Source organism: Galenea microaerophila, assembly GCF_054657255.1.
Window position 1 is genome coordinate 301,904 of sequence record NZ_BAAHWZ010000002.1, and the last position, 13,585, is coordinate 315,488.

At 44.4% G+C, this 13,585-nt stretch carries 11 protein-coding genes; 8 read left to right on the plus strand and 3 right to left on the minus strand.

What is annotated here, in order from left to right; genetic code table 11:
- Positions 1-61: 61 nt before the first annotated feature.
- The 6 genes from ACYQ05_RS06770 (at position 62) to recQ (ending at position 7,451) form a co-directional block, all read left to right on the plus strand.
- The gene (locus ACYQ05_RS06770; protein ID WP_459819562.1) at positions 62-1,513 is read left to right on the plus strand and encodes a c-type cytochrome; all 1,452 of its coding nucleotides are present in this window, start codon (positions 62-64) and stop codon (positions 1,511-1,513) included.
- 2 nt (positions 1,514-1,515) lie between these two features.
- Positions 1,516-2,766: a hypothetical protein gene (locus ACYQ05_RS06775; protein WP_459819564.1), complete on the plus strand. Its 1,251-nt coding sequence runs from the start codon at positions 1,516-1,518 to the stop codon at positions 2,764-2,766.
- Positions 2,767-2,779: 13 nt separating this feature from the next.
- A complete protein-coding gene (locus ACYQ05_RS06780) occupies positions 2,780-3,208 on the plus strand; it encodes a c-type cytochrome (protein ID WP_459819566.1) in 429 nt (142 codons plus the stop codon).
- On the plus strand, positions 3,201-4,499 hold the full coding sequence (locus tag ACYQ05_RS06785; RefSeq protein ID WP_459819567.1) for an FAD-dependent oxidoreductase: 1,299 nt from the start codon (positions 3,201-3,203) through the stop codon (positions 4,497-4,499). Before ACYQ05_RS06780 ends, ACYQ05_RS06785 begins: the two co-directional genes overlap by 8 nt.
- A 21-nt stretch (positions 4,500-4,520) precedes the next feature.
- Positions 4,521-5,237, plus strand: a complete 717-nt coding sequence (locus ACYQ05_RS06790) for a c-type cytochrome (protein ID WP_459819569.1) — start codon at positions 4,521-4,523, stop codon at positions 5,235-5,237.
- Positions 5,238-5,657: 420 nt separating this feature from the next.
- The gene (recQ, locus tag ACYQ05_RS06795) at positions 5,658-7,451 is read left to right on the plus strand and encodes a DNA helicase RecQ (RefSeq protein WP_459819571.1); all 1,794 of its coding nucleotides are present in this window, start codon (positions 5,658-5,660) and stop codon (positions 7,449-7,451) included.
- Here the strand turns inward: recQ and ACYQ05_RS06800 are convergent.
- Both ACYQ05_RS06800 and traF read right to left on the minus strand, forming a co-directional pair.
- Positions 7,425-7,673 (minus strand): DUF4282 domain-containing protein, encoded by a 249-nt coding sequence (locus ACYQ05_RS06800; protein ID WP_459819573.1) that lies wholly within the window; start codon positions 7,671-7,673, stop codon positions 7,425-7,427. The two genes, recQ and ACYQ05_RS06800, sit on opposite strands and share 27 nt — an antisense overlap.
- 83 nt (positions 7,674-7,756) lie before the next feature.
- The gene (gene traF / locus ACYQ05_RS06805) at positions 7,757-9,046 is read right to left on the minus strand and encodes a conjugal transfer protein TraF (protein WP_459819575.1); all 1,290 of its coding nucleotides are present in this window, start codon (positions 9,044-9,046) and stop codon (positions 7,757-7,759) included.
- 128 nt (positions 9,047-9,174) lie between these two features.
- On the opposite strand from traF, the gene purU reads away from it, so the two are divergent.
- Positions 9,175-10,032: a formyltetrahydrofolate deformylase gene (purU, locus tag ACYQ05_RS06810; protein WP_459819577.1), complete on the plus strand. Its 858-nt coding sequence runs from the start codon at positions 9,175-9,177 to the stop codon at positions 10,030-10,032.
- Here the strand turns inward: purU and ACYQ05_RS06815 are convergent.
- Positions 9,975-12,257 carry a GNAT family N-acetyltransferase gene (locus ACYQ05_RS06815; protein ID WP_459819579.1) on the minus strand — a complete coding sequence of 761 codons (2,283 nt, stop codon included), beginning with the start codon at positions 12,255-12,257 and terminating at the stop codon, positions 9,975-9,977. The two genes, purU and ACYQ05_RS06815, sit on opposite strands and share 58 nt — an antisense overlap.
- 22 nt (positions 12,258-12,279) lie before the next feature.
- Between ACYQ05_RS06815 and ACYQ05_RS06820 the strand changes: the two genes are divergently transcribed.
- Positions 12,280-13,578, plus strand: coding sequence for a TlpA disulfide reductase family protein (locus ACYQ05_RS06820; protein ID WP_459819581.1), 1,299 nt, complete (start codon positions 12,280-12,282; stop codon positions 13,576-13,578).
- Positions 13,579-13,585: the final 7 nt, after the last annotated feature.

Consider the following 13,585-nt stretch of genomic DNA (forward strand, 5'->3'; position numbering starts at 1 on the left):
CTAAAAAAGCTCGTTGTAAAGCGAGTTTTCGATTTATTTTTTTAAAAAAAGGGGTTACGTTATGGACTTAATTAGTTTGTATCCAACTTGGTATGAACCTAATCTGGGTTCGGGTTGGGTCGTTGCGTTGATCGCAACTTTCCATGTTCTCGCTTCTCATACTTCTGTAGGGACAGCAATACTATTTGCTTATCTTTCTCACAAGGCTTATAAAGAAGATCGAGATGATTTACTTGATCTGATTAAAAAGTATGGCCTATTTATGCTGGTCTTTACCTATGTTGCCGGTTCTATTACTGGGCCAGGTATCTGGTATTCAACGACTGTGGCCAGTCCAAACGGAATTGGTTCATTAATTCACTCTTTTGTTTGGAAATGGGCAACAGAATGGGTATTTTTTATCATTGAGGTAGTGGGCGTTTATATGGTCGCTTATCTTGTTGGTAAGGTCGATAAGAAAACCCATATGAAAATCTCGATGATCTTTGGGTTGGCTTCATTCGCGACCATGGTCATTATTATTGGGATTCTCTCTTTTATGATGGTGCCAGGAAAAGAAGCATGGTTCCAAGAAGGGGGTTACCTATATGGATTCTATGGTGGCAATACCTTTATGCAAATGGGAATGCGTGTCGCCTTTATGTTTACCATGACTGCGGTTGTTGGAGGCATTATTGTTGCCGGCATTAAAGATCCAGAGTTTAAAAAAGAGATGGCGCGTAAGCTAGGATGGTTGGGGATTATCTCTACCATTGCAGGGGCTTTAATGTTCCAGCTCTATTTAAAGACTGTTCCAGAACAAGCCATTATTGTGATGGAAAACCGCCTACCATCATATTTTGAAACAAGCATTATGGCAATTTTAGCTGGTACCTTGGCTTATTTTGTGATTACCATAGCGCGTCCACAAGTTTTGAAACAAGCGGTTGCTGGGGCGATGACAATTGCAATTTTGGTTGCTGGACTTTGGCCAGAAGAAACCGCACGTGAATCTATGCGTAAACCATGGGTTGCTGGACAGTATGTCTACTCAAACCAAGTCATTGGACGTGATGTTCCTGGTTTAAACATTAAATCACAAATCCCATTGCTGCAAAAAGAAGGGATTTTAAAAGCACACCCCTTTACACCAGCTGCATTACGCACTGTTACTGAAGATAATAAAATTCAGGCAGGTAAATTTATCGCAATGGTTTACTGCTCAAATTGTCACTCACCGAGTGATACGGGTATTCGTCCTTTGCATCGTTATTTCCCTGAAGATGTGACACAAGCTCGAGTTGAAAAATACATTAAAGGGACTTTAACCACAGGGACCATCGCTTATATGCCTAAAATGCCGATGAAGGAATCTGAAGTGAAAGCTTTAGCGGCTTATTTGGTATTGAATAAAAAAGGCGGTGAAAAAGCAGTAGTTGCAGCGATTCAACAAGAGTTGCAAGTGCGTCAACAAGCTAAATTAGCAAAACAGGCAAAAAATGAAGTTGCCGCTTTAACATTGGAGGGCAAATAATAATGGATGCTTCACAAGTTACCCATGTCACAGATATGCTATATGCGCTGCGTAATCCAGCGGGATTGCCGTTTTATCCCATTGTTTTTGCAGCACTAGGAGTATTAACCTTTGCTCTGCATATCTTTTTCGTACAACTGATGTTAGGGGCTTCGGCCATTACCTTAATTGGCGCCTATAGTGAGAATAACTATTGGCGCAGACTTGGCGCAGCGATGCTTGAGGTCGCGAAGATTGCGGTTTCGGTTGCCATTGTTGTGGGCGTAGCACCTTTGCTTTTTGTACAAGTGCTTTATGATTCAAACTGGTATGCTTCAAACGTACTCTCTGCGGTATGGGTGATTGCGTTTATTGTTATCCTTATTTTGGGTTATTGGGCTTTGTATTACTATTATTTCCGCAATTATGAAACTGAAGATAAAACTTCTCAGCCTCAAGCTCGATGGTCACTGGTATTGAGTGTTATATTACTTTTGGTTGTTGGTTTTATTGTTCACAGTTTGACAGTTCAAATCCTTCATCCAGAGGCATGGCAGAGCTGGTTTGAACAATCAAATGGTGTACTGGACTATAGTGGTTCTAAACTCCATGCTTGGAATCTATGGCGCTTTGCATTCTTTATCAGTTTATCGATTCCAGTTACAGGGGCATTGTTAGTCGCTTATCGCCGTTTTAAATCCGTACGTCCTGATGCAGATCAAGACTATTTGAACTGGGCAGGCGAATTAGGTAAAAAATGGATTAAAGTGGGAAGTGTGATTGCCACTGTATTCTACATTGGCTGGATGATGACGATTCCTGAGACAGCAGGTGACTTTGCCACTTCATTCTGGGGCATATTCCCAGGTGTTATGCTTCTGTTGTACGCAGTTTGGGCAGAGGTTCGTTTAAAAGGTGAAGCCAAATTCTGTAGCTATATGGCGTTACCCGCTGCTTTAGTTATTGAGCTAGTTGTGGCAACAGGTCGTGAAATGTTACGTTATGACATTCTTAATGGCTTCTTCCACTTTAACTTCTTTGACTATAAGCTCAATATAGATTGGTACTCTACAGGCCTCTTTTTTGGAACCTTCTTAGTCGTTGGAGGCGTGGTATTAGCCTATTATTTAACAGTTGCTTGGAAAGTTGGTCAGACTAAAGGTGTCTATACACCAAGCGCAATGGTGGATAAATTGGGAACACTTTCCATCTGGATTATGGCTATTTGGTTTGTCCATTTCTTTGGTATCGGCCTCTATATCTTGGCAAAGTAAAAGGAAAAATAATATGAGAATATTACGTTTAACTTATTTTTTAGTAGGGATGAGTTTCCTACTCCATGCGCCTGTCAGTAGTGCTCTAACAGGTGGGATTTCCGCAGAAGAAAATGTCCAATTGCGTGAAAAGTATCCAACACCTTCAGCAGATATGTTGGGCGATAACTGTTCTGCTTGTCATGGAACTCGTGGTGCAGAATTTAATGAAGCAATGCCACCGCTAGCGGGAATGGATAAGCAAGTATTTATTAAATTAATGAAAGCTTATCGTGACAATAAGTTCCCATCCATTGTGATGCATGATGTAGCGCGTGTTTTCTCAGATGAAGAAATTGAGCGTATGGCAGATTTTTTTGCTAAGCAAAAGGCTGAAGAGTGGACGCGTCCAGATTGGAATGCTTCAATTAAGCAGCAAGAAAAGGAGAACAATCATGAATAAGATTACGCGACGCGATCTAATTAAATTATTTGGAGCAGGTGCTCTAAGTTCAGGTTTAATGGGTGCATCAAGCTTAGCTTTTGCTAAAAGCAGTCCACATATTGTGATTGTTGGTGGAGGTGTTGGAGGCGCTGCTGCTGCCAAATATATGCGTCTGTTAAATGCAGATGTTCGCATTACCGTTGTGGAGCCTAATCCTGTTTATATGTTCTGTCCAGGCAGTAACGAAGTGGTTGCAGGTATTGAAACCCTTGAAAGCTTAACGGTTGATTACAACACTTTAAAATCTCGTTATGGTGTGAATCTTATTCAAGATCGAGCCACTGAAATTAACTATGCAGCGAAAAAATTGAAGTTGGCAAAAGGTGATGTCATTGCTTATGACAAGCTCATCGTTTCTCCAGGACCAGATTTTAAATATGAAGCTGTTGAAGGCTACAGTAAAGAGTTGGCAGAAGGAGATTTTCCAGCAGCATGGCATGCAGGGCCGCAAACATTAAAACTGAGAGATCAAATTGATGCGCTACCTCAAGGTGGAACGGTATTGATTACGTCTCCAGTGGATCCTTATCGTTGTCCGCCAGCCCCTTATGAGCGTGCATCTTTTATTGCCAATAAACTTAAAAAGACCAATCCAACAGCAAAAGTCATTATCTTAGACTCTAAAAATGATTTTATTTTCCATGATGTTTATCTAGATTTTTGGAAAAAAGAGCATGGTTTAGGGACTGACAATGCACGTATAGAGTGGGTTTCTAAAGACCAAGGGGGTCATGTGACCAAGTTGGATACACAGCGCCGTACTTTGACCACTGAGAATGGTCAGGTATTTAAAGGCGATGTGATCAATATTATTCCGGCAGAAATGGCGGGTAGTTTTGCGCGCATGAATGGTCTAGTAGAAGGGGATTGGGCACCATTCCACTCTAAAGACTTCTCCTCTAAACGTGACAAAGATGTCTATATTATCGGGGATTCAGCCGCGGCAGATCCAATGCCTAAGACGGGTTACATTGCCAGCAACCAAGCTAAAGTGGTGACCAAAGCCATTAATGCTGAATTAACTGGAAAAGAGTTGGGTACGCCGTTTATTACCAATAACTGTGTCGCAATGGCAGCTGAAGATTGGGGGATGACGGTTGCAGAAACCTTCCGTTTTAATGGTGATGATAAACCTTATGAAGAAGCTTGGTCTATGTCTGATCCAACTGATAATCCTTACTATCGTCATATTCGGGCAGCGGTTGCTAAGAACTGGCAGCGCACCTTCCGTAAAGACATATTTAGTTAAGGATTAAAAAGGAGATAAGATATGAAAAAACACTTTTTGGCAAGTTTAATTTCGGTCACCTTTTTAGCCAGTTCGACTGTTTTGGCTAATGAGGATCATGCTGCAAAAGCATGGACCATTGAAGCATGGGATCAAGCGGTAGCAGAAAAACCCCAAGGGGATATTGCCCGTGGTAAAGAGCTTCACAGTTATGGTTTGTGTATTACCTGCCATGGGGAAAATGGCGTAGCGCCTTCACGTAATGCACCGAACTTAGCGGCCAGCACAGAGCTTTATACCTATAAGCAGTTGATGGATTACCATTATGCTTTGCGTAATGAAGGTGATGGAAAGGCAGAAGTGATGCATGCGGCTACAGTTCCTATGTCTAAGCAAGATATGGCGGATTTGGCTGCATATTATGCCGCTCAAAAACTTCCTGCACCTAAGGAACAGTACACAGCACCCGCTAATATCATTAAATTGGTGCGCCATGGTGACATGACAAATCGTATGATTACAGCCTGTGCTTCATGTCATGGTGTGCATGGTGAAGGGAAAGGGATTACGCCTGCATTGGCAGGACAGAAAGCCTCTTATTTCATTCGTACTATGCTAAATTATAAGTATGGTAAACGTACAAATGATATTGAGGAAGGAATGTCTCAATTTACGAAAGATTTATCAGATGATGAAATTAAAGCTCTAGCAGAGTATTATGCGCATTTGACGCCTAAAAACCCTGCTGGCAAGGAGTAAATTATGAATGGTAAGAAAGCACTTTTATGGGCATTCATCTTGACCTTTGGTGGTTGGGCATTTTTGTATTTAATTAGCTTAATTACAACTGCCCCTGTTTAATTAAGAGACCTGTACACGAGATGGTTCTACGGCTAAAAATGGCTAAAATTTCCCCTATCGTCGTTGGAAAACTTGGCAATAGCTGGCTATTCCCTGCGTTTTCCGCCTAGATACGGAAAATTTTTTCTCATTTTTAGCTCGCATCCCACTCATGCACAGGTCTCTAAAAAATACTTTTTTAACCTTTTATAAAGCCTGCTTTTTGCAGGCTTTTGTGTATTGAGTGCAATGATAAAGGTGACTGTTTAGCAGAGAAGCTCACCTGTTCGATTATAAAAAGTGGCGAATAGACGGCATAAAATCTGTATACTTTGCGCTATGTTGACCGCAGCCCACTCTATTTTAAACACCATTTTTGGCTATACAGCCTTTCGTCCCCATCAAGCTGAGATTATTTCCGACCTCATTGCAGGCCATGACTGCTTTGTGCTAATGCCCACAGGTGGCGGCAAGTCACTTTGTTACCAAATTCCCGCGCTTGTTCGTCCAGGGGTGGCGATAGTGGTATCGCCGTTAATTGCCTTAATGGAAGACCAAGTCTCTGCATTAAAAAATTTGGGGGTTAAGGCAGCCTTTCTTAACTCCAGCTTAGCACCACCAGAAGCAGAAGCGGTGCTCAATCAGTTACACAGCCAGCAGTTGGATCTCCTCTATATCGCCCCAGAACGACTGATGACGCCTAATTTTATCCAGCAGTTACAGACTCTACCCATTGCGCTTTTTGCGATTGATGAAGCGCACTGTGTCTCGCAATGGGGGCATCAATTTCGTCCTGAATATCGACAAATCGGTCAGTTGCGCGCCCAATTCCCACAGGTGCCCTTTATCGCTTTAACGGCGACAGCGGATCGCACGACTCAGCAAGATATCGTGGCGCAACTTCAGCTGCAAAATCCAAAAATTCATATTGGCAGTTTTGACCGCCCAAATATTTTTTATCGGGTGCAAGAGAAGCACAAACCGATGCAGCAGCTGTTGGCGTTTTTACAAAACCATACAAATGAAAGTGGCATTATCTATGCGTTAAGCCGAAAACGGGTGGAAGAGGTGGCCGAAGCATTGCAAAGTCACGGCATTCAAGCGCACGCCTATCATGCTGGATTGTCTAGCGACATACGGCAAAGTGTGCATCAGCAGTTTATTCGCGATGAAATTGAGATTGTGGTGGCGACCGTGGCTTTTGGCATGGGCATTGATAAACCCAATGTGCGCTTTGTCGTGCATTATGATTTGCCGAAAACGATCGAGGGCTACTATCAAGAGACAGGGCGTGCTGGACGGGATGGGTTGCCGGCAGAAGCGCTGTTGCTGTTTAGTTTGAAAGACATTGCGACAGCAATATATTTTATTGAGCAGATAGAAGATGCACAGCAGCAGCGTCTGGAAAATTTTAAGCTGCAAAGCATGATTGAGTTTGCCGAAGCGCAAACTTGTCGGCGCAATGTGCTGTTAAACTATTTTGGGCAACCGACGCACACGCCTTGCGGTCACTGTGACCTCTGTCTCAACCCGCCCAAACGGTTTGATGGTAAAGTGGTCGCTCAAAAAGCACTCTCATGTGTCTATCGGCTTAATCAACGCTATGGTATGCAGTATGTGATTGAGGTTTTAAGAGGTCAAAATAACGAACGGATTCGCCAAAATAACCACCAAACACTATCGACCTATGGCATTGGTAAAGATTATTCTGCTCATGAGTGGCAGAGTATTTTTCGTCAATTGATCCATTTAGGGTATCTCTATCCTGATCCGACCCACTACAATGTTCTGCGTCTCACACCAGACGCCAAGCCGCTGTTAAAAGGGGAAATTGAGCTAGAGTTAGCCTTGCCGCAGAAACAGAAAATCGGTAAATCGAGCCGTATGCAACAGAAATCGAATCTCTCAGAGGCCGATCTTGAAGTGTTTGCAGCCTTACGTCAACTGCGTCGTGAAATTGCGGAAGCTGAAGATATTCCTGCTTATCAGGTATTTGGAGATGCGGCTTTAATGGAAATGGCTCAAAAACGACCACAAACAGATGGCGCATTTTTGGCCATAAATGGTGTAGGGGAAGTTAAACTGGCTAAATATGGGTTTGAGTTTTTACACTGTTTGCGAAATTTTGTATAGATAGTCGTGCATATCAAAATAGCCAATCATCGCCTCAAACATCATTCGCCAGCAAAGCTCCATACAAATCAATGCGATAATGTAAATCAGCAAGGCTAAGCGCTCTTCTGATGCGCTGAGAGAAAAGGTCAGGCCTTTATCTTTGAGATAGGCAGTCAGTCGCTTTCGTAGGGCGTATAAAATAATGGGTCCAATAATCGCCCCCAAATAATAGATAACCATCAAAACATCTTGGGCGATGAAATGATTAAAGGTCAAAAAATCCCACATTATTGAGCCATCTGCTGCCATCTCATTAAAAGGTCTTAGAAGTCGAACTCAACACCGACAGAGGCCATCACGCCCGCATCTTTTTGGTTATCCGCAACGCCTGAGAAATCCAGTGTTGTGGTTGAGAGATCGATATTTAAGAAGCCAAAGGTTAACCCCGCATTCATATAGTTATATTTGGTGCCCACGAGGTTTCCTCGAACGCCTAAACGCACATCTGGAATATACCAAGCTGAGTTGGTTGCATAAGCGGCAGCGATATCCCAAAATTGCACATCTTGGTTATTTAAATCATTGGCTTTATTTAAATCGTAAGAAGCGCTAAGGGTCCAGTGTTCATTTTGTGTATTGAGACGTCCAGCGATGCGATATTGAGATTTTAGCTTAAATTTCGCATCAATCTGGCTTGAAAAGTAAGTATATGTTGGAGAGATCACATTGGTTCGGTTATTGACTTTAAAGGTGGGTTCAGACAGGTTCAGACCGATAAAGCTGAGTTTATAGTTTTCTCCTTGCCAGTTAATCCCAATATTGGCGGTATAATTTGAGTCTGATTTAGACGAATTATCAATATCGGAAAGATATTCATTAAAGTCTTTGGTTCCTGACGCATTATCATCCACGATGGTTTTTAAATCGACATTGGCTTGATTGTTGGTAAGCGTTAGATAGCGCGCAGTCACCCCTACCGAGAGTTTGCCTTGATCATTAGAAAAAAGATCACGACCATAGGAAAGGGCAAATTCATCTAATTGGTTATAAGCAAGATGGACTGCTGCTGCTTTTTCATTAATGGTGATAGAATTTCCACTGCCTGAAGGAGTTGCAGTGACTGGACTTGGGCCATTAATAATCATGACTTGAGTTGCGATTTGGCGTGTATAGTCAAATGTCAGACCGCCTTTTAAGAAGGAGTTTTTAATAAGTAACGGAACGGTACCGCCCACTATAATGTTCGCTTGGCCATGATTATATTTGCTTAAAAAATCGTTTACCCTATTTTGAAGAATAGGCGCATCATTGCTATTATTTGATTGTATATAAGGCACAATTTTGTCATCCCAGTAATCTTTTGACCCTTCTAAATCTTTTAGGGTGACATCAAGCTGTACATTGGCGCCCAAGCCATAACGATACCCTTTTGTATCAGACACGCCAATGGCATTATTAGCAGGGTTCGCCACAGTAGAATAGATGGTGTTTGGATTAGAGTCATTGCCATAGCTAATATTGGGACCAATGGGGGTATATTCATTGGGCGCCGCTTGCGCATTGAAGGCTAAGCTGGAGACTAAGGCAGCCATTAAAGTGAGCTTGGTTTTCATGTTTCTTCTCCTACTTATTTTTTAAGGAAAGCGTGTTAAATATAGCATAATTTTCAGGATATTTAATCGTCTTAAAAAATCCGCTATATTTTTGCTATGATAATCCAACTTAAATTAAGAGTTATCCTATGAAACATGTTTATCGTTTAACCATCTCTTGTCCGGATCAAGTGGGCATTGTTGCCAAAGTGGCGACGCTGATTGCGGAACAGGGCGGCACCATTGTGGAGGCCAATCATCATACCGATTCGGCCAATCAATGGTTTTTTATGCGTCATGAGATCTTGGCCAGTTCTTTAACCGCGGGGCTGGAGGCGTTTAAAGCCGCCTTTGTGCCGATTGCGGAACAGTTTCAGATGAAGTGGCAGATCAGTGATTCGGCTACACCGAAAAAAATTGCACTCTTTGCCTCCAAAGAATCGCACTGTTTGGCGGATCTGCTCTATCGTTGGCATGAACAGGATCTGCCTGGAGAGATTGTGTGTGTGATCGCCAATCATCCGGATTTAGAAGAGATGGCAAATTGGTATCGTGTGCCTTTTCACCATGTGCCCGTGACTGCGGAAAATAAACCGGAGGCGTTTGCAACAGCCGAGCGGCTGGTGAAGCAGTATCAAGCAGACCTGATCGTGTTGGCACGCTATATGCAGATTTTACCGCCGCAAATGTGTGCAGAATTTGCCGGTCGAGTGATTAATATTCATCACAGTTTTCTCCCCTCTTTTGTGGGCGCAAGGCCTTATCATCAAGCCTATGAACGCGGTGTTAAACTCATTGGTGCCACCTGTCACTATGTGACTGAAGTCTTAGATGGTGGCCCCATTATTGAGCAGGATGTGATTCGAGTGACCCATGCACATACGGCAGAGGATTTAAAACGATTGGGACGAGATGTTGAAAAAACCGTTTTGTCGCGGGGGGTGCGTTATCATCTAGAAGATCGTGTTCTGATCCACGGCAATAAAACGGTGGTGTTTGAAGCATAAAGGCATTTTTTCCACAGTTTTTCGAGCTGTTTTCGGGAGCCGTAGCTTGCATTTAGGGATTGCCAGGAATGGTTTTGACACACCTTAAGACAAAAGCTTTCTGGGAGTGCTGATAACTGTTCTGCATGAGAGAGTGCCCACTGTTTCAGTTGAAATGAAACCGCTTCAAATGGCTGGCCTTGAAGGTAGCCATTAGGAAAGGCGGTGGGCGGATAGCGCAGGCCTTGTAGGATCTCATATAGCAAAGGGAGCGGCAATTGTGAAAAAGGCCGTTCATTCAGTAGATGCGCAAATTGGGGGTGATAGTCGGCTTGCTGCTGCTGTGTAAGCTGCTGTGCCTTATCCGTGAGCGGATAGAGCATCGTTAAAGCATGGCTGGCACTGGCGGCATCTTTTTTCAGTCCTAAATAGAGGGGCGCAAAACCTTGCTTTCGCCAGAAGGCTACCAAATCTGCAGTGGCGCCAAAGCTGGTACTGACCGCTTGTAAGCCTGCTTCTGCTGCCTGCCGAAGCGCATGCTGTACTAAAGCGCTCCCCATCCCTTGCTGTTGCCATTCAGGGGAGACCGCCAAACGCAATATGCGCCAGCTTTTTAGATTGAGCCATTCGGGATTGAGGGAGTGTCGAAACAGCTGTTGCGGCATCAGGTGGCCTTGAAAGTGCAGTGTGGTCTGTTGTTGAGGATGTGGCAGTCCCCCTTCTTCGGTGACCAAAAGAACCCCCATCACTTTTCCCGCTTGTTGTGCTACCCACAGTTTAATATGCGGGGCTTCCAGAAGTTGTAAAAGGTCATTGGGTTGCGTTTGATAGTGCGCACTGGCCAGCAGTTCAAAAATCGCTTGCAAAGTCTGTGGCCGCTGCCAAAGGGTTTGTGTGGGCAGTTCGCTGATGGAATAGTGATTAAGGCGTTGGCGTGGCGTAGATTGTTGTAAAGTGACCTGTTTGGGCGCCAGTAACAGAGCATTCACCCAAGTTTCTAAAGGATCTTGTTCTGCCCAACGGATGGGGGATTTAAGTTCAAGATGTCGCCACTGATATTTTGCCAGCATTTGGGCAAATTTAAGACCAAAACCCCGACCGGATCCTTCATACCCTTGTAAAGTGGTGGCAAACACCAAACGGCTAAAACGGGTCAAAAAGCCTTCAAGCACCGGCAAGGGTAAGCTGGCGGCTTCATCTACCAGCAAAATATCTACCTCAGGAAGAGTTGCCAGTAGAGCATCAGGCGCATAAAACTGCAGGGTCACCGTTTGTCCTGTTGTATCTTGAATGCTTAACCGATCGCGCTCTTGAATGAGCGTTTCCGCTACAAATTGCCGTGGCAGGACTGGGAATTCTGGCAAATCGTCAAAATTTTGCGCTAAATTTTGTACATTTTGGGTTAAAAAATAAGCGCAAAACTGTAAAACGCCTTGAATTTGTGTTTTTCGGCTGGCGGTGAGCCCAATATGGGTTTTACCCTGTTGCAAGCAGAGGGCGGCAGCCATACCTAGGGCGGCACTTTTACCGCGACCGCGCTCTGCGGTCAGTACCAAAGGGCGATGACGATGACCAAAAGCGACATGGGCAATGGCTTGAATCGCTTGCTGCTGCTCACAAGTGGGCATTAAATCGGGGGAAGGAGAGGCCGTGTTAGTTGGGTTTTCCAGCTTGGGGAGCGTTATGGAGGCCATTTCGGGTTTGAGCCAGAGTATTTGCATTTTAAAAGGTTGAAGCGTGTTCAGCAGATGGTGATAAAACCCTGCTTGGCAATCTTTTAATGAGTAGGGAAAGTTGATTAATCGTTGGCTGGCTGGGTTGGGTTGCGGCTGCTCAGGGACTCCGATAAAGCAGAGGCCGCCGACGGTGAGGAGGCCGGTGACAATGCCAAGTGCATTTAGATCAATGCCGGCAGGACTTTGCAGGCTGAAAAACGCATGGTCAGCCTCTTGTCCTAGCAGATGCCGACAGGCTTGAGGCGAAAGTTGTGAAAGGCTTTTGGTGGAATTAAGGTCTTCATCTAAGAGCGTATCGATTTGTAAGCAGCGGGTACGAGGCGCGTGTTGATGGACTTGATTCACCCACTGCTGCCAAATAGACATTTGCCAATCCAGTTCTCCTTGCAGCACCACTAAGCCGCGGTGTTGTTGCTGCTTGAGCTGTTGACTGAATTGAGAGAGCAGTGTGAGCGGCATAAGGTTTACAATGGTTAAATGAAAGGTAAGCAACGACTGCGATTTTAGCATGCTTAAGGCTTGAGGAGGAACGATGTTGCGTTTAAGCTTTATGGGATTTTTACTCTGGATGGGGGTGTCATCGCCTGTATTGGGTGCGGAGCTGAGGCAAACTTGGACGGTTAAACCCACTCAGATGGGTTCAGAACCGTTAGAGATTGAGGTGACTTGCTTGACGCCTTTATCAGCTGCAGTACAAAACCTCGTTTTATGGCTGCCCTCAGACTATGGTTATCCAGCAGGGGTTCGGTTGCAGGCGCAAAAATTGGCTCAACGCAGTCAGAGTCAAGTATGTTTGCCTAATCTTTTTGAAGCCTATTTTCTGCCGGCCGCGCCCAGTAGTATTGACAAAATCCCAGCCTCAGTCATTTGGGCGTTGACTGAAAAGCTGCAATCGTTACAGCCTTCAAAACCGCTTTATGTGCTCGCTGAAGATAAGGGGGCGGTTTTGGCTGTTCGAGGTTGGCATTGGGGGCAACAGCAGCAGGCGCTCCGCCATAAAGGGTTGATTCTGCTTAATCCCAATCTGTATATCGTGACACCTGTCCCGGGTGAAAAGGCGCAGTATCTGCCGGAAGTGTCTCAAATCAATGCGCCCATTTTTATTTTGCAAGCGGAGTTGTCGCCTTGGCGTTGGCATTTGCTCAATTTGGCGGAGACTTTAGCAAAAGGAGGCAGTACGGTTTGGTTACAGCTGCTGCCAAAAGTTCGGGATCGGTTTTATTTTCGTCCCGATGCCTTGCCCAATGAACAGCAGCAGGCGAAACAACTCCCTGCCCAGCTGACTCAAGCGATGAATGCTTTAAAAGCGGATATGTCAAAAAATCGAGTTCTACAACAAACGGAGACTTCTGTATCGCCAAAAGCGGTTAAAAATCAGAAAAAATCCGGACTGGTACCCTACAAAGGTCCGCAAAATATCCCTTTACGGTTGCAAAGTTTACAGGGAAAAATGATGGATTTAGCCGATTATCGAGGTCAGGTGGTACTCTTGAATTTTTGGGCCAGTTGGTGTCCTCCCTGTGTGCATGAGATGCCTTCAATGGTGGCGCTTAAAAATCAGCTGAAAGGGCAACCTTTTGAAATCTTGGCAGTAAACCTGGGGGAACCAAAACCTGCAATTCAGGCCTTCTTAAAACAGCACCCGGTTAATTTTCCTGTGTTACTTGATCCAACTGGACAAGCGGTTAAAAACTGGCGCATCTTTGCTTATCCCAGCTCATTTTTGATTGATCAAAAAGGCCGTATCCGTTATGCCCTCTTTGGCGGTTACGATTGGACGCAGCCGCAGGCGGTCAAATTGATTCGCCAACTGATGACCGAAAAGCCGTAAAGGAGTG